The organism is Aeromonas sp. SG16 (assembly GCF_024436135.1).
GTDB classification, from domain to species: Bacteria; Pseudomonadota; Gammaproteobacteria; order Enterobacterales; family Aeromonadaceae; genus Aeromonas; species Aeromonas jandaei.
In genome coordinates this window covers 44288-69833 of record NZ_JANFNW010000009.1, presented here as the reverse complement: position 1 = coordinate 69833, position 25546 = coordinate 44288, and the positions used below count along the sequence as shown (strand labels likewise).

General features: G+C 58.1%; 24 protein-coding genes. 2 read left to right on the top strand and 22 right to left on the bottom strand.

From position 1 onward, the window contains the following. Position 1: 1 nt before the first annotated feature. The 20 genes from mreD to NOM67_RS17750 form a co-directional block, all read right to left on the bottom strand. A complete protein-coding gene (gene mreD / locus NOM67_RS17845) occupies positions 2-487 on the bottom strand; it encodes a rod shape-determining protein MreD (protein WP_033112548.1) in 486 nt (161 codons plus the stop codon). Next, a complete protein-coding gene (gene mreC, locus NOM67_RS17840) occupies positions 487-1383 on the bottom strand; it encodes a rod shape-determining protein MreC (protein ID WP_185228167.1) in 897 nt (298 codons plus the stop codon). The genes mreD and mreC overlap by 1 nt, the downstream gene beginning before the upstream one ends. Positions 1384-1425: 42 nt before the next feature. After that, positions 1426-2466 carry a rod shape-determining protein gene (locus NOM67_RS17835; RefSeq protein WP_005340051.1) on the bottom strand — a complete coding sequence of 347 codons (1041 nt, stop codon included), beginning with the start codon at positions 2464-2466 and terminating at the stop codon, positions 1426-1428. 204 nt (positions 2467-2670) lie between these two features. Then, positions 2671-6378, bottom strand: coding sequence for a DUF6701 domain-containing protein (locus NOM67_RS17830; RefSeq protein WP_255938992.1), 3708 nt, complete (start codon positions 6376-6378; stop codon positions 2671-2673). After that, positions 6378-6851, bottom strand: a complete 474-nt coding sequence (locus tag NOM67_RS17825; RefSeq protein ID WP_255938991.1) for an MSHA biogenesis protein MshP — start codon at positions 6849-6851, stop codon at positions 6378-6380. The genes NOM67_RS17830 and NOM67_RS17825 overlap by 1 nt, the downstream gene beginning before the upstream one ends. Continuing rightward, on the bottom strand, positions 6841-7710 hold the full coding sequence (locus NOM67_RS17820; protein WP_255938990.1) for a PilW family protein: 870 nt from the start codon (positions 7708-7710) through the stop codon (positions 6841-6843). The genes NOM67_RS17825 and NOM67_RS17820 overlap by 11 nt, the downstream gene beginning before the upstream one ends. Continuing rightward, complete coding sequence (locus tag NOM67_RS17815) at positions 7710-8270, bottom strand: prepilin-type N-terminal cleavage/methylation domain-containing protein (RefSeq protein WP_201968218.1); 561 nt, start codon at positions 8268-8270, stop codon at positions 7710-7712. The genes NOM67_RS17820 and NOM67_RS17815 overlap by 1 nt, the downstream gene beginning before the upstream one ends. Beyond that, a complete protein-coding gene (locus NOM67_RS17810; RefSeq protein ID WP_156854006.1) occupies positions 8257-8748 on the bottom strand; it encodes a prepilin-type N-terminal cleavage/methylation domain-containing protein in 492 nt (163 codons plus the stop codon). Before NOM67_RS17810 ends, NOM67_RS17815 begins: the two co-directional genes overlap by 14 nt. Positions 8749-8802: 54 nt before the next feature. Beyond that, positions 8803-9240: a prepilin-type N-terminal cleavage/methylation domain-containing protein gene (locus NOM67_RS17805; protein WP_041209627.1), complete on the bottom strand. Its 438-nt coding sequence runs from the start codon at positions 9238-9240 to the stop codon at positions 8803-8805. 14 nt (positions 9241-9254) lie between these two features. After that, on the bottom strand, positions 9255-9926 hold the full coding sequence (gene mshB / locus NOM67_RS17800; RefSeq protein ID WP_104016474.1) for an MSHA fimbrial major subunit MshB: 672 nt from the start codon (positions 9924-9926) through the stop codon (positions 9255-9257). 79 nt (positions 9927-10005) lie between these two features. Continuing rightward, a complete protein-coding gene (locus tag NOM67_RS17795) occupies positions 10006-10467 on the bottom strand; it encodes a hypothetical protein (protein ID WP_156854005.1) in 462 nt (153 codons plus the stop codon). A gap of 34 nt (positions 10468-10501) precedes the next feature. Then, on the bottom strand, positions 10502-11722 hold the full coding sequence (locus NOM67_RS17790) for a type II secretion system F family protein (protein ID WP_156854004.1): 1221 nt from the start codon (positions 11720-11722) through the stop codon (positions 10502-10504). A gap of 3 nt (positions 11723-11725) precedes the next feature. Then, positions 11726-13435: an MSHA fimbrial ATPase MshE gene (gene mshE / locus NOM67_RS17785; protein ID WP_156854003.1), complete on the bottom strand. Its 1710-nt coding sequence runs from the start codon at positions 13433-13435 to the stop codon at positions 11726-11728. A 57-nt stretch (positions 13436-13492) separates the two neighbouring features. Next, entirely contained in the window at positions 13493-14584 is a 1092-nt protein-coding gene (locus NOM67_RS17780; protein WP_043851014.1) for a lipopolysaccharide assembly protein LapB, read from the bottom strand. Further along, entirely contained in the window at positions 14581-15471 is an 891-nt protein-coding gene (locus NOM67_RS17775; protein WP_156854002.1) for an ExeA family protein, read from the bottom strand. The genes NOM67_RS17780 and NOM67_RS17775 overlap by 4 nt, the downstream gene beginning before the upstream one ends. Positions 15472-15563: 92 nt before the next feature. Then, positions 15564-17237 (bottom strand): pilus (MSHA type) biogenesis protein MshL, encoded by a 1674-nt coding sequence (gene mshL / locus NOM67_RS17770; RefSeq protein WP_156854001.1) that lies wholly within the window; start codon positions 17235-17237, stop codon positions 15564-15566. 64 nt (positions 17238-17301) lie between these two features. Next, the gene (locus NOM67_RS17765; protein WP_255938989.1) at positions 17302-17631 is read right to left on the bottom strand and encodes an MSHA biogenesis protein MshK; all 330 of its coding nucleotides are present in this window, start codon (positions 17629-17631) and stop codon (positions 17302-17304) included. Then, positions 17624-18277 (bottom strand): MSHA biogenesis protein MshJ, encoded by a 654-nt coding sequence (locus NOM67_RS17760; protein WP_255938988.1) that lies wholly within the window; start codon positions 18275-18277, stop codon positions 17624-17626. The genes NOM67_RS17765 and NOM67_RS17760 overlap by 8 nt, the downstream gene beginning before the upstream one ends. Further along, positions 18277-18870, bottom strand: coding sequence for a PilN domain-containing protein (locus tag NOM67_RS17755; protein ID WP_071914089.1), 594 nt, complete (start codon positions 18868-18870; stop codon positions 18277-18279). Before NOM67_RS17755 ends, NOM67_RS17760 begins: the two co-directional genes overlap by 1 nt. Continuing rightward, on the bottom strand, positions 18870-19733 hold the full coding sequence (locus NOM67_RS17750) for an MSHA biogenesis protein MshI (protein ID WP_182927023.1): 864 nt from the start codon (positions 19731-19733) through the stop codon (positions 18870-18872). Before NOM67_RS17750 ends, NOM67_RS17755 begins: the two co-directional genes overlap by 1 nt. Before the next feature lie 86 nt (positions 19734-19819). Here NOM67_RS17750 and NOM67_RS17745 point away from each other — a divergent pair, with 86 nt between their 5' ends. Then, a complete protein-coding gene (locus tag NOM67_RS17745; RefSeq protein WP_255938986.1) occupies positions 19820-20746 on the top strand; it encodes a 1-aminocyclopropane-1-carboxylate deaminase/D-cysteine desulfhydrase in 927 nt (308 codons plus the stop codon). Positions 20747-20750: 4 nt separating this feature from the next. On the opposite strand, the gene NOM67_RS17740 is transcribed toward NOM67_RS17745, so the two are convergent. Further along, positions 20751-22679, bottom strand: coding sequence for an EAL domain-containing protein (locus NOM67_RS17740; RefSeq protein WP_255938985.1), 1929 nt, complete (start codon positions 22677-22679; stop codon positions 20751-20753). 464 nt (positions 22680-23143) lie between these two features. Between NOM67_RS17740 and NOM67_RS17735 the strand changes: the two genes are divergently transcribed. Further along, positions 23144-24712 carry an EAL domain-containing protein gene (locus tag NOM67_RS17735; protein WP_255938983.1) on the top strand — a complete coding sequence of 523 codons (1569 nt, stop codon included), beginning with the start codon at positions 23144-23146 and terminating at the stop codon, positions 24710-24712. 45 nt (positions 24713-24757) lie between these two features. On the opposite strand, the gene NOM67_RS17730 is transcribed toward NOM67_RS17735, so the two are convergent. Further along, on the bottom strand, positions 24758-25459 hold the full coding sequence (locus NOM67_RS17730; RefSeq protein WP_182927019.1) for a M15 family metallopeptidase: 702 nt from the start codon (positions 25457-25459) through the stop codon (positions 24758-24760). Positions 25460-25546: the final 87 nt, after the last annotated feature.

The window sequence follows — 25546 nt, the reverse complement described above, 5'->3', positions numbered from 1 at the left end:
TTTACCTGATATTGAAGCGGCGCCGCACTTTGCGCAACACCAGAAACACCCAGGGCCATATTAGCATCGTCGTCAACGTCGACCAAAAGTAGGCGAAGTTGAGGCTGGCCCGGCTAAACAGGTGCTCGGCCCAGAAGACCGTCAGTTTGCCCACCAGCGAGAGGCAGCCGATGATCAGCGCCTGCTGCCAGAGGGAGAAGTTGCGGATCTTCTGGAACTGGAAGGCCGCCAGATAGGTGGTGATGGCCATCGCCATGGCGCGCACGCCGAGGGTGCTGCCAAGCAGCACATCCAGCAGCAGACCGGCCACCCAGGCGGTACCGACGTTGGTCCGGTGCGGCAACGCCAGTGCCCAGTAGATGAGCACCATGGCCAGCCAGTCCGGACGGAATGGATCAAATTCAAAGGGAAGCGGCAGGATCGACAGGCTTAAAGCCAGCAGGATCGAGATCCAGATCCAGATCCTGCCACTGGCGGGTTGCAGCATCAGCGAGTGGCTCCTGCGGCGGACACCGCGGCAGCGGGTGCCGGGCGTTCGCCATCCTTGTCATTTACCTCGGGCTTCTTGTCGGTCCACAGCAGCAGCAGATAGCGCAACCGATCCAGCTCGACCAGCGGTTTGGCCTCGATCTGGGCGAAGGGCTTGCCCTCCACATACTCGGAGCGGGTCACGGTAGCCACCGGATAACCTTCCGGGAAGCGGCCGCCAAGACCGGAGGTGACCAGCAGATCACCCACCTGAATATCGGTGTTGCGCGGCAGGTTGCGCAGCTCCAGCTTGTCGAGCTCGCCACTGCCGGAAGCGATGGCGCGCAAATCGTTGCGCAGCACCCGCACCGGAATGCCGTGGCTGGAGTCGGTGATCAGCAGCACGCGACTGGTGGTGGAGCCCACATGGAGCACCTGACCAATCACACCCTGATCGTTGATCACTGCCTGACCGTTGTAGACGCCATCCAGTGCCCCCTTGTTGATCAGCACCTGATGGCTGAAGGGGTCGGAGTCCACCGACAGCAGCTCGGCCACCATCTTGCGGGACTCTTTGTGTACCGGCGAACCGAGCAACTCGCGCAGCCGCTGGTTCTCGTGCTCCAGCTGATCCATTTTGAGCAGGCGGGCGCGCAGGGTGAACAGTTGCTGCTCCTGCTGCTTGGTCTGCTCGATGAGATCGGCGCGGGTCTGCACCTGGGTCGACATGGTGTCGAGCAGGGTGCCGGGCGCATTGGCCATGTACTGCAACGGACTGACTAACGAACTGAGGTAGACGCGGACGTGGCTGAACACACCGAAGCGAGAATCCGCGACGATGGCAGCAATGGAGATGATGACGGCGAGAAACAACCGTAACTGAAGCGAAGGGCCTCTACCAAAAATGGGTTTCATGGGTCGTCAAAAAAGAGCCGGCACGCTGGCCGGCTTTGGGTCTTATTCGTAGTGGAACAGATCGCCACCGTGCATATCGATCAGCTCCAGCGCCTTGCCGCCGCCACGGGCCACACAGGTGAGGGGATCTTCGGCAACGACGACAGGGATACCGGTCTCTTCCATCAGCAGACGGTCGATATCTTTCAGCAGCGCACCACCACCTGTCAGCACCATGCCGCGCTCGGAGATGTCGGAAGCCAGTTCCGGCGGAGACTGCTCCAGCGCCACCATCACGGCAGCCACGATACCGGACAGCGGCTCTTGCAGCGCTTCCAGGATCTCGTTGGAGTTCAGGGTAAAGCTGCGCGGCACACCTTCAGCCAGGTTGCGACCACGAACTTCGATTTCGCGCACCTCTTCGCCCGGGTAGGCGGAGCCGATCTCGTGCTTGATGCGCTCGGCAGTAGCTTCACCGATCAGGCTACCGTAGTTGCGACGAACGTAGCTGATGATCGCTTCGTCAAACTTGTCGCCACCGATACGGACGGACTGGGAGTAAACCACACCGTTCAGGGAGATGATGGCCACTTCGGTAGTACCACCACCGATATCAACCACCATGGAACCGGTCGCTTCGGAGACAGGCAGGCCGGCACCGATGGCAGCGGCCATAGGCTCGTCGATCAGGTAAACCTCACGGGCACCGGCACCCAGAGCGGATTCCTTGATGGCGCGACGCTCAACCTGAGTGGAGCCACACGGTACACACACCAGCACACGCGGGCTGGGGCGGAAATAGTTGTTGTCGTGAACCTGCTTGATGAAGTGCTGCAGCATCTTCTCGGTCACGTAAAAATCGGCAATCACGCCGTCTTTCATCGGGCGGATCGCGGAGATGTTGCCCGGGGTACGGCCCAGCATCTGCTTGGCGGCATGACCGACAGCAGCGACCGATTTGGCGTTCCCGCGCTCTTGGCGAATGGCGACAACTGAGGGTTCGTTAAGGACGATCCCTTGATCTTTTACATAGATCAGGGTGTTGGCAGTTCCCAAATCGATCGACAGATCGTTGGAAAAGACGCCTCTGAGCTTTTTGAACATGGCTACGGGAAATCCTAAGAATTTGGAGGTGCAGAAAACCGGCTAACTTTACCAATGCCCACCCCAATGGGCAAGCGCTCAAACTGTCGCCAATCAATCAAGCGCGACAAAAGTGCGAGTCATTACTCACTTGCTCAGGCTTGCCAGCCCTCGTAAACAGGGTGTTGGGGGGAGAAGATGCTCCTCACCCCCTGTTGTGGCACTTCAACGCAATATTTCACGGCGATAGATAATTCTGTCATTACCGCGGGTCGAACCGAAGATGGCCTCCCCTTGCAGGGTCAGCGGATCAGAGAGCCAGAGCGGTGATGAGGGTTGCTTCGCCAGATCCACCTTGTAGGGAATACGTACTGCTATACCGGGCTTGGCAAACTGGAACAGGATCTCACCATCTTTTGCCGTACCCGACATAGCACCGGGAGGTGTGCTGCCCAGCCCCAGCTTGATGGTACGCCCGGTTCCCAGATTGAGGCTGCTGGTTGCCGCATCAAACGAGTGGCTTGGATTTAGGAACGCAATCCCCTGACCAGCAAGGGATAGCGGAGTGCACTTATCCTGCTTGTTTAACACCCAGTTGCCCGCTTCGTAATATTGCATCTGCAACGGCACCGGCAGATCCGCCGATGCAAGACCTGCCGCAGTGCCCGCCATCAGCCGGCCGTACAATAGTTTTTGAGTTCCCAGCAGCACCGCATTACATCCCGACCCAGAACATGTCCCAGCGACAGCAGTATTCATATTTGGATTAGCCAACAGTGTATTGCCGCCATCCTTATCATCGACTTTGATACCAAAGCTCAACGTGGCAAAAGGTGCTTCTGGACTCGCAGCACGATCAAAGCGGGTATTCAGTCCCAAAGGTGACTGCTGATTAACGCTCGCAATACCACTTGCCCAGCTGAGCGAGGGAGATAGTGTAATACGCTTGTCACGCGCAACCCCATCCAGAGCATTGGCAGCCACCATCTCAGCAACCCCTTTAGCGAACGCCCCCTTATAGTTCTCTGTCGTCCCTTTCTGCAGATTGCGTGCAGTGAGGACAAAACCGCTGGCAAAGGGCTGGCTCATATATGTAAAGGCATTGCAGGCTGGCGTGATAAAACCATTACTCAAACTGTAATCCCAGGGTACGAAGCGTCCCACCGGCAGGCTCTGGGCTGATGGGATGGTGTAATTGAAGTAGCCATTGGCTGGTGGCGTCGCCGTCATCCGGAACACCCCCACCTCGCTGACTGACTGGGTGACCTTATTGATATTGTTGATGCCCATCCCATTAGAGTGGTTATAGCTCGCTGTACCGACCTGCGCATTTTGCCCGGGAATCGGGGCAACCAGTTGAGTAGCAAGAGCGATGTTAGTCAAAGCAAAGTTAGGCGTAGTCAGGTTCCCAGCGCAGATATCCCCATCATTGGCCGACTCCCAGGCCATCGCCTTGATATCCACCTGGAACATTTCCCCTGCTTTTTTGAATACCGGACAACTGCTATCACCTGCCGCGCAGACCCCTTGCGGAGGGGTTATACACAAGCCGACAGGACGTGCCACAAACGTGTCGGACCCTGTCATCACCAGACCCGCCGTCTCACCACTGCCATTATGACTGGCTGAAAGCTGCATCTGACCCGCATCCGGGTAGGTCACTTTTTTCAAGGTCGCTTTACCCTGATTATCAAAAGTCAGGTCGAGGGTGGTTGGTGTTGGTGAAGAAACACTGCCGGCATAAGTTGCAATGGTGTTGCCATCGATGGAGATCTTGCTACCAAAGCTATTGGTATTTGGATTGTTGTACGTTCCCCAAAAGCCGACAGACCTCACGCCGGTAAATCCGGGCACACATTGCTTGGTAATGTCGTCTTTTTTGACCGCACTGATAGTCACATCCTGAGGCTGGTTGGAATAAATATCAGGCACATCAAAGAAGAAGCCGCTATCGGCAAAGTTCAGGGTACAGGCTGCCGCACTGGGCGTACCGGCCCCGGCCTTGCACAAGGTGGTACTGAATGGCTTGGTCGTCGGAGTCGAGCCGGAAACGCCTATGGCCACCGCGGTCGGCGTATTATTGCGCAACTGCACCTTGGTCGAACCGCCGCTAAAGGTCACCGTATTGCCGCCAATCCAACCATTGCTGGCAGAAGTAGGGGTAAGACTCAGGGTCGCGGTCACCGAGTCTTTGATAAGTGTGCTACAAGCAGCATCGGCGCACGCCTTGACCGTCACTGTCTCGGGATTGCAAGTCAGCGGCTGACCGGAGTGATCAAGTTGGAAATGATCAATCTGCACCCCGATCGGGTTGGATCGCAGGGCACAGATCTGGATATCATCCAGCTCATGGTTATTGTTGGCGCCTCCGGTTGACCCTGTAAGCGACAGCAAAAAATCTGCAGGAACCTGCTCCTGCCCAGCGGTAGCCATCGCATCGAATGGCGCAACCAGGGTACTAAATCCGGAGCCAGTGTTTCTATCCAGCGAGACCATGGAGCGGCCAGCCACACGTGAATCAATCCTTAACCGATATAGATGGCCGGGCTGGGCGGAACTGGTGCCACTTACATCAATCTTGGGATTAAGATTGGCTGCCGTGCCTGCCAAATAGCGATAACTTGAACCGACGCCCCCCCGAATCGCAATTGCTTGAGCACGGAATCCCGGGCCACCAACTTTTCCTTCATTACCGTTGGAAAAGTTTCCATATTCGTCAAGACCGACGCCAAGCCAACCACCGGCAAAACCGGGCGTTCCATTATCACGTTGAGCATAACCGAGCGCGCCACCAAAACTACCAGGCTGCGGGGTTACTGTCGCATCAGAAAGAATCACCGCCAATCCATCCCCCCCGGTATTAAACCAAGTGGGTGACCATGCATAATAACGAAAAGTGACTTCGACCAAATTATTTGCAGCCGGGAATAAACGCTGATAAGTCGCGGAAGTAGCCTGATTACCACTCGCCTCAGTCATCCGTAATCGGCCACTGATAATCTTCGGGTCAAAAGAACCAGAAGTCCTTTTGACAACCCACTTGTCACTCAATGTTGTTCCGGGAAAATCATCTGAAAAACACCCCAGTATGGGAGTGAATGTCTGATCATTGATTGCAGAACTATCAGTCATATTCAGACTACGGCTTGTCGTGCGTCCACGAATAATGGCTGAATTGTTAAGAGTCAGATTTTGATCGGAGTAGACATAACCATTTATTTGACTCACTCCATTCAGGGTAATTCCGCCATAACCAAATAACAGCAGTGTTCCCTCGCCAGAAGCATTCAATATGGCATTGTTCAGCTCAAGAGCATTTTTGACAAAAATACGAACTTCACCCTGAATCTGAATTTCTGCACCCTGATTCATCGTTAACGATTCAATCCAGTAATCACCGGATGAAAAAATCACTTTGGCGCTATTGTTCAATGCCAACGACTTGATGCGATATTCGGTAGCAGCATTGGAGAAAATTAAAGAGCAACTGGTATTCAATGCAATGGAGTTAAATTGATTCGAGGTTGCACTCCCGATACTCAACTGCTGCCCAGCCTGGCATTGTGAAAAATCGCCACCAGATCCACTACTCGAGGAAAATGCATTGCCACCGCTAACAGGTAACCCACGTATCGTATTTCGGGTAATCGAGCACAAGCGGCGAGAACCATCTGCGTTGTCACATGCATCCAACGGCATCCCGGAGCCCTGGCTTGAGGTACAATAATTAAGTGCAGCTCCTGCAGTGCCATTCACCTTGGCAGAGCCGTACATAGTCAACGCCGGATTACCAAGGGAATTGCAATTAAGATTGGTGTCCCCACGATGACCCTGAGTCACTGCAGGAAAATAGGTGGATGTGTCGATAGTCTGAAATGCTCCGACCGCACTACTGAATAGCCAGAAGGCTAGAATCAACCAAACCTTGCGCATCAGGGTGTACCTCCATCAAAAGCTTCCACCATCACGGTTCTGCTCACCATAAAATCAGGGCTGTCCGAGATGAGGTCACTTGTTCCGCATGTACCAACACTCTCCAGTCGATAGCCGTTGGTCACGGTTCCGTTGTAGGTCACCGGCACACTGCCGCAACGAACCACAGCCTGACACCCAGCAAGCCCGGGATTGGCGGTAAAGTTGACTGAAGTGGTTGCCGAGCACAACGCAGGAGGCGCCTGCTGGGCTAGAGTGCGATTGGGAAACAGCCGATAGAGCGCCACTTCCAACCCGCTCTGAGCCGCCAGCAAGGCCCGCACACTGCGCACCTCCACCGTATTCTTCTCGCCGCTGTCGACCAAAAAACGCCCCATGGCTGCAGCCAGCAGTGCCATGACCACAATGACGAAGAGCGCGATCATCAGGGCGCTCCCCCGCATAACTCTGGGTGAGCGCGCATCAAGGAACATTGAGCACCTCGATCTTGTGGTTGAACGTGACCGACTCCCCCTTGCGCGCGAATACGAAGCGCATGCCAAACTCCCCTTCCGCGTTGAAGGCTGAGGTTTCCCGATAGAAATTGCCGGAAGCAAGAGAATCGGCCATCAACACTCCAGTGGCTGGCAAGGATGCACTGATGGCAGCACTTGCCCGAGTGATAGTGTTGCCCTCTACGCAATAGCGAACCTGTTGATTGGCAAAATAAACCCGGCTCCCCGGCGAGAGGCCGGCCAGACTCTCGGCACTGGTATAGCGGATGGATTGTGCACCGGATACCGGGGTCTGCACTGCTGTGACGTTGGCCACGCAGCGCCCGTAATCACAACCACTGCTCAGGGAACTCGCACTGGAATTGGGTAACGGAAAGACCACCATCAGATCACCGACTTTGACTGCCGTCGCATCAGTGCTCAGGGGATCCGTCGCGGCGGCAGGCGTTGCCATCACCAGCTCCAGCGTGGAGCTGCTGCCTGATACCGTTTTGTTCAGGGCAAGGTAGCGGCTGGAGGTGCTGATGGGCCAGAAGCGCAGGCAGACGCCGGAATCAACCCATAGGCCGCCCGCAGTCTCGATTCGCTCAGAACCGGGTACCGCATTGCGCAGCTCGCGGTTTAGCCGCTCCATGGCGAAACGGGCATCGCTCATCAGCTGCTCACGGCTGCTGGCATCGCCGTAGATCTGGGTGCCAATACCGATAAACTGGCTGGTAAAGGTCGCCATTATCCCGAGCAGCAAAATTACCATTACCAGCTCGACCAGAGTAAAACCGCTGGCTGAGCGCGAAGTGGTAGGGACAGTGCTATGGCTCCGTTGAATGACCCTGCCCATCAGTAATTCCCCCGATAGAAGGAGAAATCGAGCACGCTCTGATTGGGCAGGCGAACCTGCAAATCGATGCGCTTGCCTACCGAGCAGGGTGCAGTGCAGCTCTTGAAGGTACCATCGCTGAAATCAACGGCACTGACAGCGATTTTGACCTGATAGTTGCGATACTCATCGCTGCCGATACCTGACGAAGTCTGGGTAAACCAGCTGGCATCACGCCAGTTGCCTGCCGTATCGAAGTCATCCACATCGTTGTAAGCATAAGGGGCCGGCTCACCATCAGGGCTATAACTGCCTGAACAGGGTGCAATCGTCACACCGGCAACCTGTTCGCCACAGCGATAACGTCCGCCATTATGATCCGACTGCTCATCAAACGACTTTTGCAGGATCTCGCCAGTCAGGCGCTGGGCCAACTGGGCAGCACGCACCTGCTGCACCGGATCAACCGCCTGTGGCGCCTGATTGATGAGTAAACCGAGAATGCCGGTCAGCGCAACCGCCAGCAGCACTATGCCGACGATAAGCTCGATCAGGGTAAAACCGCGTTCAGGGGCTCTCATGGATATAGCCCTCTGACTCGATCCTGATTGCCCCCGTCTCGCGACCATCGCTTACCTGCAGGATACATCCCGCACTGCAAACCCCGATTGGCCGTCCCATCTGATCGAAACGGAGCACAAAGCTACTGCTGTTATTGAGGGAGATAGTCATACCGGCAGAAGGCGTGACCGGACGACCACGGGTGCGTTGATTGCCACTCCAGCTGGCAATAGCGCCGAGGGCCGGACAAACACCGCCGGCAACAGCCTGGGTAATATGAGCAAAACTGGATGAATCGACCACCAGCTGGGTGCAGCGGTTGGCAGGCTCATGCATATTGACTGTCTGCACCAAGCGCAGCCGGGTCAGCAACTCATCACGCAAACTTTGAGTTTCAAAGCCGCCTTTGCCCAGCCATTTGGGCACGGCAAAGGCGGCCAGAATCCCGAGCAACAGGATCACCAGTACCAATTCAATCAGGGTAAAGCCCTTTTGCATCGACTCACTCTCGATAGAAAAAGCGGGGCTTTAGCCCCGCTTTCATGGCAATGGTTAGCAACCAGACTTGGCTGTCGATGCTGCACCACTGGCGTTCGCTTCGGTATAGACCACAGTACAGGTTGAACCTGAGGTCTGATACACGTAGGTAGAGCCACTAACACTACCAACCCAAAGAGGATCGATAGTTGCAGCTTTGCCAATACCGGCAGAAGTCGCCGTCGGATATCCGTATTTGATGGTAACGGTGGTGTTGTCAGCCAAAGTCACTGTCTTGGTACCAGTAGTGTCTTTTTCGTTGCCATCCAACACAGCTCGGCTATAAACCAGTTGAGCAGAGCTTGCTACTGCACCTTTCACACCATCAGCAGCTGCTTTTTTGGCATCATCCTGCAGATTCAGGAACTTGGGTGCGGCAGTCACTGCCAGAATACCCAGAATGATGATCACGATAACCAGTTCGATCAGGGTAAAACCCGCCTGTTTTTTCATTGCACTTTCCTCTGTCAATTAATGTTGGTGGTCACCTGACCGGAGGCCGGACGGTAACTGAAACTCATAAATGCATCAGTACTGCCTTGCGGATCCTGATACTTGCCATCGCTGCCCTTACTTAAACTATTGACCAGATAGTAACGGCAGACCGAATCCAGTCCATTACTGCTCACGGTGGCATAGTATTTCAGGTCATTACCACTACCGCGCACTTCACTGAAGCTGGCCGTAGCCTTGGGTGGGTTTTGCAGTAATCCCTCCCAAATTTTCAGACACCGCGCGGCCGTCAGATTGGCAGGATCCACATCGGGAGTGCCGCCAGCCGCGGTATCCATTGGATAACCCGGCGATAACTCGCCATTACTGATCTGGGTATCGGTCGGTGTTGTGAGATAGAAACGGGAACCGTCATAGAGCACTGTGTTGAGGCTATCCTGTTTGGCTCGCCCCTCAGCCTCCCACTGGGCCCGCACCAGAGATACCCCGGTAGCAAAACCGCCGGAGACCCCCTCGACACTGGCCTTCTTCGCCTCGTCAGTCACATCGAGAAAACGGGGCAACGCCGTTACCGCCAGGATCCCCAGGATCACGATAACGATCACCAGCTCAATCAGAGAGAAACCTGCCGTCCGTTTCATCATCCCTCTCATTGGCACTCTCAGTGCCGTTGATTTCATTGTCATGCACCCTCCCCAATAGAGCCTGTATTATTTCATGCAGACTCAAAAAAATCATGCCGTTAGGCTCTATCATCGCCCTTGTTCAAGGTGATTTAATCACGCGCCCGTCAGAAAATTGATAAAAGAGCCAATAACCATCCCACCCGATGTCGCAACCACTACCATCGGCCCGGGCCAAAAACTGCAGAGGAGGCAGCTCCTCCTGCTGTTCTCCCACCAACGCCAGCCACAGCTGCCGACAATCAGCGGAAGGGGATTGCAGTGGCGATAGACCAAGCGGCCAGCCTCGCTCATCGAAATGCCAGCCTTGTTCACCCACATAGAGCGTCTTGGGCCGCCGTTCATCGAGCCAGAGGCCGTGCAAACGTTGTGCCCGTTCGGCAAATTGCACACCCAGCAGGGTGAGAGTGAGTTGCTGCGCCTCCTCCCGGTTGTGCTGATAAGTGCGCGCCAGCGTAGCCACAATAATCATCAGCAGGATCACCACCGCAATCCGCCTATAGCCGCCGAGCCAGCGGTCATCCTGCACTGCCTGTCTGCTCATCCAGCCCTCGACTCCCCGCGACTACGCCAGCAAATTACTTGCCTCTTACGGCTCTCATCATGTCCCACATCGGCGTGAAAATGCCGAGCGCCAGGATCAGCACCATCACAGCCACAATCCCGATCAGGATCGGCTCGATCCGTGCGGTGAGGCTCTTGAGGTCATAATCGACCTCTCGCTCGTAATATTCGGCTGCTTCATGGAGCAGGTCATCGACCTGACCGGTCTCTTCACCCACCGCAATCATCTGCATTACCAACGGGGTAAATAGACCACTGCTGCTGGCGGTGCGCAGCAGGCTCTCGCCCCGCTCGATCCCGGCCCGCATATCACGGATCCGGCCAGCCATCCAAGCATTATCCACCGCATCGGCAACCAGCGTCAGTGCCGTATTGAGCGGCACCCCGGCTTTAAGCATCATGGAAAAACTGCGAGCAAAACGGGCCAGCAAGGAGCGTTCGATGATGGTTCCGACGATCGGCAACCTGAGTTGCCAGCGATGCCAGGTCAGCTTGCCCTTGGGGGTAGCAACCCAGCGCCGCCAGCTGACGACAATAGCAATCAGGGTGGCGAGCATCAGCCACCAGTAGTGCACAAAGAAGTGGGAGGTTGCGAGCAGGATCCGGGTCGCCAGCGGCAACTCCACCCCGAATTTGGCAAACATGCCGGCAAAGACCGGTATCACCATGATATTGAGGATCACCATGGCGATGCCGATGGCAATCAGCACGAAGCTGGGATAACGCATCGCCGTCTTGATCCGCTTGCGGGTCTCCAGCTCCAGCTCGAAATAGGTGGCAAGCTGCAGGAAGGCCTCTTCCAGCTGACCGGTGTTCTCCCCGACGTGGATAATGGCGATGAAGAGACTGCTGAACACTCTGGGGTGAGCCTGCATCGAGCTCGACAAGGGCCGGCCGTTGCCAAGATCCTCTCCCAGCGCATGGAGCGCACGTTTGAGTGGCTTGCTGTGGGTGCTCTCCTCCAGCCCGGCGATGGCGCGCAGGATCGGGATCCCGGCCCGGGTCAGGGCATACATCTGGCGACAGAAGATCACCAGCTCGTCGAGTTTGACACCACCTTCCAGCAGCAGCGACCAGTTAAGATCAGTCCCCTTGGCCTTGCCCGGTTTGAGCTCGGTAGGCATCACGCCACGGCGCATCAATTGCTCGGCCGCCGCCATTTCGTTGGCCGCCTCAACCACACCGCTGGTAGCATTGCCCTGGCTGTCGCGCCCCTTATAGGCAAAGTTAGCCATCGCTTACCCCAAATCCTCGGCCAGCCGGAGCACCTCATCCACCGAGGTGATCCCCTCACGGGCATAATCGAGGGCAGTGAGGGCCAGCGGCCGATAGTGCTCATGCTGACGGGCCGCCTTGGCAAAACCCTCAGCGTCATTGCGGCGCAGCGCATCCATCATCGGTTGATCCAGCTCCAGCAACTCGTACACCCCGATCCGGCCCGAATAACCGGTGAAGTTGCAGCTCTGGCAACCCCGCCCCTTGTGGTAGGTATGCTGACCGGGCGTTTCTCCCGAGAGCACGGTAAGCCAGGTCGTCTGTCCTTCGTCCGGCACCTTCTCCTCGACGCAGTGCTCGCAGATCCGTCTCACCAGTCGCTGAGCGACAACCGCCCGCAGGGCGCTCGCCACCAGATAGCCGGGAGCCCCCATATCGATCAGGCGCAGGGCACTGGTCACCGCATCGTTGGTGTGCAAGGTAGTCAACACCAGATGACCTGTGATAGCGCCGCGCAGGCCGATCTCCACCGTCTCGTTGTCGCGCATCTCGCCCACCAGTAGGATGTCCGGGTCCTGACGCAAGGTAGAACGCAGCACGTGGGAGAAGGTGAGACCAATCTTGGGGTTAACCTGCACCTGACTGATGCGAGGCAAGCGGTACTCCACCGGGTCTTCAACCGTGATGATCTTCTGGCTCGCCTGATTGAGCTCGGAGAGAGCGCCATAGAGGGTCGTAGTCTTGCCGCTACCAGTTGGCCCCGTTACCAGGATCATGCCGTGTGGCCGTTTGAGCTGGCGGCGGAAACGGGTCAGGATATCGGGCGGCATCCCGGTTTCGGTCAGCGAGAGGATGCCGGAGGATTGATCCAGCAGACGCATCACCACCGACTCGCCATACTGCACCGGCATGGTAGACATCCGCACGTCCACATCACGGCCGCGCACCTTCATGTTGAAACGGCCATCCTGCGGTAAGCGCTTCTCGGAAATATCGAGCCCCGCCACCAGTTTGAGACGCAGCACCAGCGCCTGAGCGATACGCACCTCGTTGAGGATATTCTCGTGGAGGATGCCGTCGATCCGCTGACGAATGCGCAGCACCTTCTCGTCCGGCTCGATATGGATATCCGAGGCGCCAACCTGCACCGCGTCTTCAAACAGGGAGCGCAGCAGCTTGGCCACCGTCGCCTCCCCCTCATCATTAGCTCCCAGATTGCTGGAGCCCAGCTCGAAGCCGGAGTCCTGATACTCCTCCTGCAGCTGTTCGGCGAAGCTCTCGATTTCGCGGGTACGGCGGTAGAGCCGGTCGAAATACTCCAGCAGCTGCCCTTCTCGGGCAACCGCCAGCACCATGATGCGCGGGCTGAGCAGAGCGGCGATGGCATCCAGTGCACTCAGATCGGCCGGGTCCGACATGGCCACCGTCACCCGATCGTCGGTGAGATTGACCGCCAGCGCCCGGTAACGGCGCGCCTGCACCTCGGGCAACAGCGGCACCGCGGCAGCATCTATGGTGAGGTTGTTGAGATCGAAGAAGGGCACATCCAGCTGACGGGCGAGGAATTGCAGCAGCTGCACCTCGCTGATAAAGCCGAGGTCGATGAGGGTGGTGCCCAGCTTGCGGCCGGTCTGACGCTGCTGCTGCAGCGCGAGCTGCAGCTGATCATCGGAGATGATCTGTTCCTGTACCAGCAGGTCGCCGAGGCGCATTTTCAGTCTGGGTTGTGCCATTGCTACTCCGATTCCTGTTGTTCTCTTCCCCCCTTGCTCCATCTGATCCGGTGATCGTCAGGGAGCAAGCTGGGCAATCCGTTGTTCCAGCCAGTTGGTGGATGCTTCGCCCAGGTTGCCGTGCAGCTGGGCATTGCGATAGGCATCGAGGGCACGCTGGCTGTGGCCCTGACCATCCTCGGCCACACCAAGCCCAAGCCACCAGCGTCCCTGATCGGGCTGCTGACGCAGCAGCTTCACATAGAGATTGGCCGCCTCGACATTCTGTCCCAGCTCCTGCGCCAGTCCGGCCCAGGTGGCGTAATAGTCCAGATTGCTGGCGAGATCGGGCTGATAACCAGCCAACCAGCCCAGCGCCTGCTGCTGCAACCCCTCGCTAATGGCAAGACGGGCCAGTAGCAGGCGAAAATCGGCCTGTTGCGGATCGAGCCGGATCCCCTCCTCCAGCAGCTGGCGTGCCTCGGTCAGCCGCCCTTCGCCGTAGAGCAAGCCGGCCAGCTGTTCACGGGCGCCCTGGTTATAGGGATCGTGGGCCAGCACGTCGTAGTAGTTGTCCTGCGCATCGCGCATATTGCCCTTGGCCATGGCGGTAGTCGCCTTGCGCTCCGAGAGCGCTGCCAGCTCTTTGGGTGACAGTTCGACCGTTTCAATCTTGAGCACGCTCGGCTTGCGCGGTGCGGCGGCAGCCTGCTGCTCTGCCGCCAGCTCGGCATACAACTCGGGCTGCAGCTCCTCATCGGTCGGCGTCCGCTGGTCAATCTCGCTGGAGGCATCGAAGGGAGCACCTTCCCCCTGAGCCAGCGATGCCTCGTCTTCTGCTTCTTCCTCTGCAGGTTCCGCCTGACGGGGCAGAGGCAGGGTAGCGGCCACTTCGGCCGATGCGGCTGAAGCGACCGGCTCGGCAACCCGGGCAACCGCATCGGGAGCGGCCTGCTCACTGACTACATTGGCCTGCGGTGCCACCACACGGGTTTGCTGCCAGTAGATCCAGGTTCGCCACCCCAGGATCCCGAGTGCCAGTCCGCAGAGCAGGGTGAGCAGCAACATCCACCAACCCTGCTGGCGCGCCGGAGCGACGTAGACAGCCGCCCCTTCGGCGCCTTGCTGGCGCTGCTCCAGATCTTTCAGCATCTGGTTGATCACGCTCATGACCAGACTCCATAAGCCAGGGCACATCCCAGCAATAGCAACAGCGGCCACCAGCGCAGTGGCGCAAAGCGGCTGGCATCGTCGGTATCGCGAATGGCGAGCCCTACCAGCCGACCATCAACCTGACGAGCCCCCTGACCATAGGCCAGCATCAGGCACTTGTGCGCCAGGATGTTGATAAGCCTTGGCACCCCGCGCGAGGCGCGCCACAGCAGGCGCAAGGCACGGCCGGCAAACAGCGGCGCGCCGCGATAACCGGAGACCTGCAATCTGTGCTCCAGATAGGCACGAGTCTCGTCAAAACTGAGTGGTCGCAGGCGATAGGAGAAGCCAATGCGCTGGCGCAGCTGACGCAGATTGGTTTTGGCCAGCCGCACATCCAGTTCGGGCTGACCAAACAGCACTATCTGCAACAGCTTGCTCGACTCGGTTTCCAGATTGCCAAACAGCCGAATGGCCTCCAGCGTCTCATCCGGCAGAGCCTGTGCCTCGTCGATCAGGACCACCACCCGACTCCCCTGCTGATGCAGGCTGATCAGATGGCGATGGATGCGATCGGTGAGATCCAGCTCGCTCTGATCCCGCACCGACAACCCCAGCTCCAGCGCCAGTGCGGTGCGTAGCTCGGCTGGACTGAGGTGGGGATTGGGCAGCCAGGCCAGGCGTACCGGGCACTCTTCCGAGCCCAGCTCGCTCAGCAGTTTGCGGCAGAGCAGCGTCTTGCCAGTACCCACTTCGCCGGTCACCTTGATAAACCCTTCCCCCTGAGCCAGCGCCCAGTTGAGCACCTGCAGCGCCTCTTCATGAGGCGGCAGGCCGTAGTAAAAACCGGTGTTGGGGGTAAGGCTGAACGGCGCCTCCTGCAGGCCGAAATGGGTCAGGTACATCAGGCGTTACCTGCAACCGCGGGCAAGAGGCCTCTGCGAACAAATCGCAGCAGGCCACCCGAAATAAGACTGACCGCTCGCTGAGTCATGAGTTAGCCCTTGGAGGGATACCACTTGTCGAGCAGGTCGGCGGAACGCTGCAGCTCGTTCTGCCAGGTATCCTTATCGACGACGGTCGGCTTGAGCATAATCACCAGCTCTACCTTCCTGTTGCTTTTACTGCGGTTGGTAAAGGCTTCGCCCACCCAGGGGATATCGCCCAGCAACGGCACCTTGCTGACGCTTTCCGACTTGTCGGTCTTCATTAGGCCACCGATCACTATGATATCGCCGTTGTTAGCCTGCACCACGGTATCTGACTCGCGAATATCGCTTTTGGCCAGTGGCAGAGTAATCTTGCCGCCGGTTCCCAAATCGACTGTCTTATTCTGCTCCGAGGTGTCGATGACGGAGGGGTGAATATGAAGCAGCACCTTGCCATTCTCATCTATTTGCGGCGTCACATCGAGCGCGATCCCCGAGAAGAAGGGGGTCAGCTCGACGTTTGGCGTCTTGTCCGTCCCGGTCGAGGTCGAGGTAATCGTGGTGGAGGCGTTGGTTACGTAATACTCATCGGTACCCACCTTGATCACCGCCTTCTGGTTATTGGTGGCCGTCACGCGCGGGCTGGAGAGGGTATTCACATCACCCTGTGTTTTCAGCAACTTGACCGCCACATTGAAGTTGCCGTCAGAGACCTTAAACCCGGCCCCGCCACCCAGTGCGGTAAATATTTCATTGCCGGTCGTAGGGAGCTGGGTGTTGGCAAGAGAGCCTCCCCCAGTTATTCCTTTGTCACCATCCCAGCTTGCGGAGAGACCGCTCCAGTCCACCCCCTGCTCATAACCCTCACCAAGAGTCACTTCAAGGATACGAGCCTCCAGCACCACCTGACGCTTGAGATGCTCTTCCGACTGACTGAGGAACTCGCGCACCGCCTTGAGCTCTTTTGGATAGGCCCGCACCGTCACCAGACCCGCCTGCGGGCTGGTAATGACAGCACGTCCGTCACCATTGCCTACAAGGGTCTGCAGTGCATCGCGCAAATCGGTCCAATAGTCGTTGGTGTTATCTGTCTCGATCCGGGTGCCATTGCCACTGCTGTTCGAGTTGCTCGAGTTATTTGTCGTGCTATTGGTCGTGCTGTTGCTGGATGAGCTGTCGAAATTGCTGTTACTGCCGTTGTTGTTGTCATTGGCAGTCACCCCGCCAGTACTGACCGAGGTGCGGGAGAGGCCGCGGCGGGAGAGCATCAGATAGTTGACCGGGATGGTCTCGGTACGCAGGCCGGCAGGGTAGATATGGAAAACACTCCCCTTGCGCTGCACGTCGAAGCCATACATATCGCCAACTACCGCCAGCACTTCGGGCAGGGTGACATCTTTCAGCTCGACCGAGACCAGCCCGGAGACCCCGGGATGCACCGCCACGCTATAGCGGGAGCCCTTGAACAGGGAACCGAAAAACTCTACCGCCTCCACATCATGGGCAGCAATACGCAACCGCTTCTCCGGCATGGCAACCGGCATCTGCGGCCGGTTCAGTTGCAGCAGCTCGCTCTGCACCGACTTGGGCAGTGTGGTCAGGGGGGCATTTTGCTGCTTCTGCTGCTCATTCATCGCCTGCTTGAGCGCGTCCTTGGCCTGAGTTGGCTCGGGGTGCTTGTAGGTAGTGCAGCCTGCGGCCATCATGGCCAAGGTGATCAGACAGAAACGGTGTATTTTCATGTAATTAGTGCACCCTGCAATGAAACTCGATAAACCCGGCTTACCTGCCAATGGCTAGTGCGGCTCAAACCCTGATCTTGCTGGCAAACAGTGCCACCGAATGGCGTTTCCCCGCCTTTTCCAGCACAACCGCATCGGCATTGATGGCCACCAGCTTGTAGCCGTCCACCAGCTGCCCGACCCGATAACTCTTGCCATTGAGCACCGCCAGTGCCGGGCCATTGCCCAGCATGATGCTCTGCAGCTTCGGCAAGCCGGCGCTGTTCTGGCCGGTTGCACTCGCGCCAACCGCCATGTCGGCCAATGGCGCGGTGGGATCCTGCAACACCTCGGTCTGCCCGGCTTGCGCCAGCAACGCAAAGAGGCACGCCCCCAATGCAAACCATCTAGCCACGAATAAACTCCTTGCTGGTACTCAGGGTGTAGATTTCCATCTCCACCACAGCCCCCGGATAGGCTTTCACCTGATAATCGAACTGTTTCCAGTAAAAGTGGCGAGGCAACGCCTCCAACGCCTTGAGATATTGATACACATCGAAATAACCGCCTTCCAGCTGGAGACGAATACCGTGTTTGTAAAGATTGACCTTCTGCCCCTGCTCTCCGGCCATCAGCGGCGTCGGCTCCAATGAACTGAGTGCCAGCATATGGAGATTGGCAGAGCGGGAGAGCAGCGCCTCCAGCACCTGCGGCATCTCATGGGCCGGGATCAGGTCGACGGTTTGGGCCTTGAGCGCCTCATCGACAGCGGCAAGATCACTATCCACCCGGGCTAGCTGTTCACGAACCCCCTGATTGGGATCCCGCTGCAGACGAGCCTGCTTGCCCAGATTCTCCAGCCCCAGGATCTCGAGATCGCGTTCGGCTGCGCTCAGGGTAATGCGATCCTGCCGCAGCCGAGTATCAGCCCCATCCAGCCAGCCATAGACGCAGGCAGCCACCAGCAGCACCAGCCCGGTCAGCAGGATCAGCACCCGCTCCCGCTGGCTCAGGGCGTTAATTCGCCGGGACCACTCCTGCCATTGTGCTTTCAGGTTCATCAGGGCTTCTCCCGCGCAATGCCACTCAACTGGAACGCAAGACGCCCCTCCTTGTCACGACTCAGGGTCAACTCGCCAAACTCCTTGCCCATCAGGGTCGGTGCCTGCTTGAAGCGATTGACCCAGGCCGGCACATCCTGACTGCGACCGGCAAAGCCGGAGAGATTGATCCGCCCTTCGAGGATCTCGATCCGTTGCAGGGAGAGATTGCTGCTGCGAATGCGGGAGAGATCGGCCATCACTCCGGCATACCCCTGCGATTTTTGCAGGGATAAGGAGCCCAGCTGGCGCAGCAGCTCCTGTCTGGCCCCCAGATCATCCTGCTTGTTGAGCAACTGCTGCTGCAGAGCCGGATCGGCCAGATGGCGCGCCAGATCGGCATCGAGTCGCTGCGCCTCGCTGCGCTTGAGCGCCAGCTCGGCATTGACCTGTGCCAGCGCCCTGCTGACACTGTGCTGCTGCCAACCGTAACCGGCGCCGACCAGCAAGATGACAAGCAGAGCAACACCCCACGCCAGCACCATCTGGTTGAGGCTTGCCCACTGCCGCTTGGGGTGAAACTCGGCGCCATAAAGGTTTATCTGACGTTTCATCAGGCATCCTCCCCGATGGCGGCGGCATAGGCCGAGAGGTATTCGACCCCGGCCAGTACCGCCTTGTTGGCCATGGCGGAGACTGCGAGGCCGAAGGTATGCTCCATGTGGCGCACCAGGGTACCGATAAAGGGCGAGGCGACGGCCAGCTGCATCTGGCCAATCTCCGGCAGTTTGAGCTGACCGACCAGATAATCAAACGAGCGCTGGATCTCCAGCGCCAGCGAGTCGAGCAACATGCTGTCAGGCTCCTGTTCGCCGGTCAGGGAGGCAAAGCCACGCAACTGGCGGGAGAAACAGAGCCCCCCCTGATGGAAAACCAGCAGTTGCAGATCCTGACCCTTCGGCTGCCAGAGCAGCATGCGTACCACCTCATCCGCCTCATAGAGGGAGGTCAGCGCCAGCTCGTCACTGATGATGGATTGCAGGGTGGCAATGCCGTTGATCGCCTCCGCCAGTTGCTGCACCCTGCTTTTGGGCAGGCAGATGACATTGATCCGCGGTCGACCGGCGGGTGGGGTGGGCAGATCCACGTAATCCATGGCGAGCTGCAGCACCGGCTCGTTGACATAATCCTTGATGGCCCAGGGGAGCGCCCCCGCCATTTCGGCATCGGGGACGGCGGGCTTGTCGATCTGGATCTGCTGATAGAGCGGGGCGGCCAGAGCAACGCGTACCCGGGATTTGGCAAGGCCGTGGCGAGTGAAAAGTTCGTTGACGGCGAGCGGCCACTCTTGCGGGCTGTTGATGGCGCGCGTAGCAAACACTGGGGGATTGCCCACAGCTGCCAGCATGATCCTGTCATTGGCCAGCAAAAGCCCCACCTGGCGGCTTGGCGTCGACCGTCTGAACAGTTGTTTCATGTAAGCCCGCCCGTCATTAGTGATTAAATGAGTGAAACATTAACATAAACAGCAGATTAGCCTCCAGACAAAAGAGGGACTCACCATTGCAAGCCAACCCTTCGCCGCCGGCGTTTGAAATCAGTGCCATTGGCCCGTCACCACTGCAAGCGATTCACCATCCACTGCTGGCCCGCTATGGCGTCGAACTCTGGTGCAAACGGGACGATCTGATCCATCCGCTCATCTCCGGCAACAAGTGGCGCAAGCTCAAATACCATCTGCACCATGCCCGCGAACACGGCAAACGCCACCTGCTCTCGTTTGGTGGCGCTTACTCCAATCATATCCATGCCCTGGCCGCTGCCGGCCATCAATTTGGCCTTCGCACCACAGGTATCATACGGGGCGAAAGTGACTCAGTCAGCAACTCTACCCTGAGCGATGCCAGACGCTGGGGCATGGATCTCGTTTTTGTCGATCGGCAGAGTTACCGGCGGCGGCAGGAGCCGGAATGGCTGGCTCAATTTGAAGCCGCAGACACCCTCATCGTTCCCGAAGGCGGGAGCAGCCCTCTCGCCATCCCCGGCGTGGCCGAACTGGTAACCGAGCTCCCCTTCTCGCCGGATCTCTGGGTGCTCCCCTGCGCCAGCGGCGGCACCCTGGCCGGCCTGATTGCAGGCAAGCTGGAAAGGGAGCAGATCCTCGCCATCGCCGTGCTCAAGGGAGGTAGCTTTATCGCCGACGAAGTGCGCCGCCTCTACTCCGCCGCCGCCACAACCCACGGCTGGCAGATCGCACTGGATCATCACGATGGAGGTTACGCCAGATTCAGCCCGGCGCTCTGGCAGTGGGTACAGGCCTTCAGCGCCGAAACCGGTCTGCCGCTGGAACCCATCTACAGCGGCAAGGCAATGTACGGACTGTTTCGCGAGCTGGCTGCGGGTCGCATTGCCCCGGGCAGCAGGATCGTCTTTATCCACACTGGTGGCATGCAGGGGCTGGCCGGGCTCAGGGAGCAGGGCCGCCTCTGAGACATCAGGCTTCGGCCGGTTCCATCACCAGTCGCTCGGGCAGCGCAAACCAGGGGCCCTGCCCCGCATGTACCCCGAGGTGACGCAGCATCTTCCACTCGTCACCACTCTCGACCCCAACAGCCAATACCCGGGTCGGGGTATTGGCGCAGCCGCCCACCAGACTGCGCACCGCCATCTGGTTCACCTGGCGAGCATGGATCTCCCGCACCAGGCTGGGGTGGAGCTTGAGGAAATTGATTTCGAACTCCTTGATGTACTGGGTGCTCACCACATCCTGGCCGGCATGGTCGATGGCCAGCATGCATCCGAGCATCCGCAGGGAGCGCAGCGGTCGCTTGAGGGCTTCGAAATGGCGGGTAACCTGCGCCTCGGAGAGCTGCAGGATCAGCCGCTCGTTGGTACTGCGTGGCAGCTGGAACAGAGCGAAGAAGAGCCAGCGCTGGAAGTCGCGATGGAGCAGACTCTGGGCGCTGAGAGCCAGACTGACCGGGCAGCTTTGGTCGGAGCGCTGACGTAGCAACGCCAGGGTCTGTTCCGCCACCAGTCGATCCAGCTGGAGCAACAGCCCCACCTTCTCGGCCATCGGCATGAAGATCCCGGCCGGCAGTGGCCGCCCCTGCTCATCCTCAAGATAGGTGAGCAGCTCCTGCTGCAGCACCACCTGCCCGCGATCCTGCTGGATCGGCTGGATATAAAATTCGATGGCCTGCTCTTCGAGGCGACGGCTGAGCAGAGTACGCCAACGCACCGTCCCCTTGCTGCTCTGCTCCTCATCCAGCTGCTTTTCGTAGAGGAACCAGCCGTTGTGCCCTTGCAGACGGGCGCTCTTGAGGGCCAGCTCCGCCTCCTCCTGTACCTTGAGCAGGGAGTCCTGCGACTGATAGCAGACGGCACCGAGATAAACTGCAGTCTCCGGATTAACCTCCTGCGGCCAGTGGAGGCGCTGCAGGCTCTTGAGCAGCTGACTGGCACTGTCCACCATCTCGCTCTCGGACATATTGGGCAGCAGCACGGCAAACACTTGCCCGGCATAGCGGGCCTGCAGGGCGCCACTGTGCTTGCGCACGAAGGCCCCGATAGTCGCGCTTGCCTCCAGCATCAGGTCATGACCCAGCAGATCGAACTGCTCGGCCTCCAGATCCTCGAGACAGGCGAGATCGATCAGCAGCACGCCGCCGCTCATCACGCTCGCCTCCATGATGGCACTCTCGAGCCGGTTGTCGAAAAAGAGACGGTTACCAATGCCGGTCATCTTGTCGACGAAGGCATTGCTGCGGATGAAGTTGTCGAAGCGGCTGCGCTCCTTGCGGGCATCCGCCAGCTCGGCCAGCAGATGGTCGAGCGCCTGACTGGCGGCAACCGGCCACTCTTCGGCGGGGTCGTGATTCAGTTTGGAGAGTTTGTCATCGAGGATCAGCTGAGCACGCTCGGCCAGCAACTCGGCACCGCGCAGTTGCTGACGCAGCCAGCGAATGGAGTACCAGAGGCCGAACACCACGATAAAAACGCCGAAGGAGATACCGGACATCGCCTTGATGGAGTACTCAGCCTCCTTGAAGGGGCGCTCCAGCTTCAGATTGGCCTGCATGCTGACCTGATGGGTCAGCGCCTTGCTGTATGGCAGCAACAGCTGCTCATCGACCGAACGCTGCACATCGCGAAACCAGTAGACACGCTGATCGTTCTGGCGCACCTCCAGCTCGACGACGTGGGAAGCACGCAGCAGGGTGGGCAACCAGTGACTCATCTCGTTCATGTCATGGGAGACATCGAGCTGCTTGTCGATCACCTCGACCAGCGCATCAACCCTCTTCTGCTGCAGCTCCATCCCCAGCTCGCGAAAGCTGAACACGCCGCCAATCAGCACGGTCGCCATGGAGGCAATCACGCACAGGGTGATAAACGAGACAAGCTGTGTAGTCAGTTTCATGCGCCTTTCCGTATGCCCAGTATCATCCATGTGACCTCATGGTAGCAGCGGCGATCAGCGTGCTGCTATGGATGGAGATCCCGCTTCTGCAATTTCAAAGGGGCGAGGATACCGAAAGCGGGGGGGGATTACCAAGCGCGGAGCAAACGAAGAGAGAAGAGCGGAAAACGGCAGAAAGAAAAATGGTCCCTGCAAAAGGGACCAAAAGGAACACTCATATCAAAACTAACACTCTGTGCTACTGACAAAAAACAGATACAGGAGTATTGAACACACGGTGAGTCAAACCGCGGGGGCTACTCTAATGCGTTCGGATAAGTCGGGCAATTGTCATTTATGACAGGTTAACGATTGAATCTCTCCATAACCATGGCACAAAGTTATTTAAAATCATTATGTTAACAATTTAATCAAGGCAACTGACAATCTCGCTTCAAATTGATTGTACTAATGCAATAAAATCGATGTTGCCCATATGGGCCAACCATACAGCAGGTAACCCAGTGCGCATCCCATCAATACTTATCCACTTGTTATTGTTGGTTTTTCCTGTTCTTGTCAGTCAATCAATTGCGTACTGGCTGGCTGAACCTCTTGCAGACAGAATGCTGGAGCAGAAGATGGCCGAGATAAAGCGGGCCAACACAGAACGCTTCAACCTTCTTCATGAGATTCTTGCAACCCAGTTGAAGCAGTTCGAATTCAACTGCGGCGCCAGGGATATGTCGTTACTGCGCAACCCCCGTTTTTACAACACCCATATTCGCCTGCAAGGGTTGGAGCTTGGCTCGGGGCAGGTCTGCTCCAGCATGGGGCAAGGTATCTCGATTGCCATCAAATCACGACCAGGCAACACTGCTATAGGTCCGTTCGGCCTGACAGCCACGCAGCCCAGCTTCAATACGGAGCAGGAACTGGTGGTCTACTACAAGGCAGCCAACGGCAACATTGCCTATTGGGTGCTGGACAACAGCTGGATCCACGAAATCCTTCAGACCCCCTGTGCCGACTGCTTCTATCTCGAATTCAACCTGATCAACAAGAATTCCTCGGTCCCTCCGTTGCCGCGTGGCGACAAACAAATCAAACAGGAAGAAGATCCTCACGGAATCGACTCTTACGAACCCAATACCTTGACCAAGCAGACGTTGTGGGCAGGTCAGGCACTGACAAGGTATGCCAGAGCGCAGGCTGAAACCCTGGCTTTATGGATTGGTGTAGCGCTGGGTATCCTGCTGACTGGTGCCTACTGGTTGCATCGCCACTATCAGCGCTCGCTGCAAGGACTGCTGCAGATCGGTTTGAAAAATCAGGAATTTGAACCCTTCTATCAGCCAGTAGTAGATAGCAGAACCAAAGAAGTCGTTGGCTTCGAGGCGCTGCTGCGTTGGCGGCGCGGCGGTGAACTGGTACCTCCCGGTGCCTTTATTGACTATGTCGAAGAGCAGGGGCTGATCCTGCCGATAACCGCCCAATTGCTGGAGCGGGTACTCACAGACCGCTCCTCTCTGACTGCAACTCAGTGGGTCAGCGTCAATCTGGTAGCGGCCCATATCGAGCAGCCTCTGCTGCGCAACCTGCTGCAACAACATCAGTGGCCCTCCCCCGCCCAGCTCACCTTTGAGCTGACCGAGCGCAAACCGCTGACCGATATCAAGAGTGCTACCCGCGAGATAAATGCCCTGCAAGAGCGGGGATATCACATCAAACTGGATGACTTTGGTACCGGCTATGGCGGCTTCGCCTATCTGCAGAGCCTCGGGATCCGCCAGATCAAGATCGACAAGATGTTCGTCGACACCATAGGCACCGACGACCTCAAACGCAGCGTGCTGGATGCCATCATCGCCTTTGGCCGAGAGTCGGGGATGGAGATGATTGCCGAGGGGGTCGAGACTCAGGAGCAGGTCGACTACCTGTATCGGCAGGGAGTCTATCTGATACAGGGCTATGTCTTTGGCAAGCCCATGCCGCTGCAGGAGCTGCAGCTCTGGCAACAGGCCTTCCGCCAACCCATGGCGGAAACGGCCTGACGACAAAGAAGATAACTCTCTTCCCGGGGTTTGCTCCGGGATCACTCACTCCGCGGCAGGATAGCGGTACTCACCGCCGCGAAAACGGGCCCAGAGGCAGTCGCCCAGATCAAAATGCCACCACTCGCCGGGATAGTTGCTGAACCCTTCCCGCCGCATCAGCCAGAACAGCAGACGGCGGTTGTCACGGATCTGCAACCGCCGCGCCTCGCTCATTCCCGCACAGGGGCGTTCGAAATAGTCGCTCTCGGCCCGCTCGCTGATATCGTCAAAGCCGGTACCAAAGTCGAGCGGCTCGCCACTCGCCAGATCGTGCAGCAGCAGATCGATGGCTCCGCCCGACAGATGGGGCGGCACCGGATAGTGACCGGGGTCAGAGGGATGGGCACAGAAACGGCGAGTCTCCTGCTCAAGCCGGGCGCCATCCCAGTCGGGATTGGCTGCGGCAATTTCGCCCTTGATCCGCTCGAAGATAGCCAGAGACGTGGCGCGACTGCGAAATCCGTCGAGCAAGGTGAGCCCCAATCCCGCAGGCAGCGCTGCGGCTACCCGCGCCAGCGCTTTGGCAACCGGCTCCCGCACCCGGATCTGCGGCTCACTGCCCGCCAGACCGAGCCTGTAATAGACGGGATCGATGCGGATCCTGGCACTGGCGGCCACGATCACCAGCGGATCACTGGCCGAGAGCGCCGCCTGTTCGGCTGCGCAGGCCGATTCATAGTCGTGAGAGATGGGTGGCAACAGCATCAAATGGACTCCTGATCAGAGGGGAGCCATTTCAGCAGAGCCTTGCCAACGGGGCAAGCCTGCCATCGGCACCGCCACAACCCGAGA

Bases quoted from the DNA above. Each gene is read 5' to 3' on its own strand.
- mreD (WP_033112548.1), bottom strand. From the start codon at position 487: ATGCTGCAACCCGCCAGTGGCAGGATCTGGATCTGGATCTCGATCCTG.
- mreC (WP_185228167.1), bottom strand. From the start codon at position 1,383: ATGAAACCCATTTTTGGTAGAGGCCCTTCGCTTCAGTTACGGTTGTTT.
- NOM67_RS17835 (WP_005340051.1), bottom strand. From the start codon at position 2,466: ATGTTCAAAAAGCTCAGAGGCGTCTTTTCCAACGATCTGTCGATCGAT.
- NOM67_RS17830 (WP_255938992.1), bottom strand. From the start codon at position 6,378: ATGCGCAAGGTTTGGTTGATTCTAGCCTTCTGGCTATTCAGTAGTGCG.
- NOM67_RS17825 (WP_255938991.1), bottom strand. From the start codon at position 6,851: ATGTTCCTTGATGCGCGCTCACCCAGAGTTATGCGGGGGAGCGCCCTG.
- NOM67_RS17820 (WP_255938990.1), bottom strand. From the start codon at position 7,710: ATGGGCAGGGTCATTCAACGGAGCCATAGCACTGTCCCTACCACTTCG.
- NOM67_RS17815 (WP_201968218.1), bottom strand. From the start codon at position 8,270: ATGAGAGCCCCTGAACGCGGTTTTACCCTGATCGAGCTTATCGTCGGC.
- NOM67_RS17810 (WP_156854006.1), bottom strand. From the start codon at position 8,748: ATGCAAAAGGGCTTTACCCTGATTGAATTGGTACTGGTGATCCTGTTG.
- NOM67_RS17805 (WP_041209627.1), bottom strand. From the start codon at position 9,240: ATGAAAAAACAGGCGGGTTTTACCCTGATCGAACTGGTTATCGTGATC.
- mshB (WP_104016474.1), bottom strand. From the start codon at position 9,926: ATGACAATGAAATCAACGGCACTGAGAGTGCCAATGAGAGGGATGATG.
- NOM67_RS17795 (WP_156854005.1), bottom strand. From the start codon at position 10,467: ATGAGCAGACAGGCAGTGCAGGATGACCGCTGGCTCGGCGGCTATAGG.
- NOM67_RS17790 (WP_156854004.1), bottom strand. From the start codon at position 11,722: ATGGCTAACTTTGCCTATAAGGGGCGCGACAGCCAGGGCAATGCTACC.
- mshE (WP_156854003.1), bottom strand. From the start codon at position 13,435: ATGGCACAACCCAGACTGAAAATGCGCCTCGGCGACCTGCTGGTACAG.
- NOM67_RS17780 (WP_043851014.1), bottom strand. From the start codon at position 14,584: ATGAGCGTGATCAACCAGATGCTGAAAGATCTGGAGCAGCGCCAGCAA.
- NOM67_RS17775 (WP_156854002.1), bottom strand. From the start codon at position 15,471: ATGTACCTGACCCATTTCGGCCTGCAGGAGGCGCCGTTCAGCCTTACC.
- mshL (WP_156854001.1), bottom strand. From the start codon at position 17,237: ATGAAAATACACCGTTTCTGTCTGATCACCTTGGCCATGATGGCCGCA.
- NOM67_RS17760 (WP_255938988.1), bottom strand. From the start codon at position 18,277: ATGAACCTGAAAGCACAATGGCAGGAGTGGTCCCGGCGAATTAACGCC.
- NOM67_RS17755 (WP_071914089.1), bottom strand. From the start codon at position 18,870: ATGAAACGTCAGATAAACCTTTATGGCGCCGAGTTTCACCCCAAGCGG.
- NOM67_RS17750 (WP_182927023.1), bottom strand. From the start codon at position 19,733: ATGAAACAACTGTTCAGACGGTCGACGCCAAGCCGCCAGGTGGGGCTT.
- NOM67_RS17740 (WP_255938985.1), bottom strand. From the start codon at position 22,679: ATGAAACTGACTACACAGCTTGTCTCGTTTATCACCCTGTGCGTGATT.
- NOM67_RS17735 (WP_255938983.1), top strand. From the start codon at position 23,144: ATGTTGCCCATATGGGCCAACCATACAGCAGGTAACCCAGTGCGCATC.
- NOM67_RS17730 (WP_182927019.1), bottom strand. From the start codon at position 25,459: ATGCTGTTGCCACCCATCTCTCACGACTATGAATCGGCCTGCGCAGCC.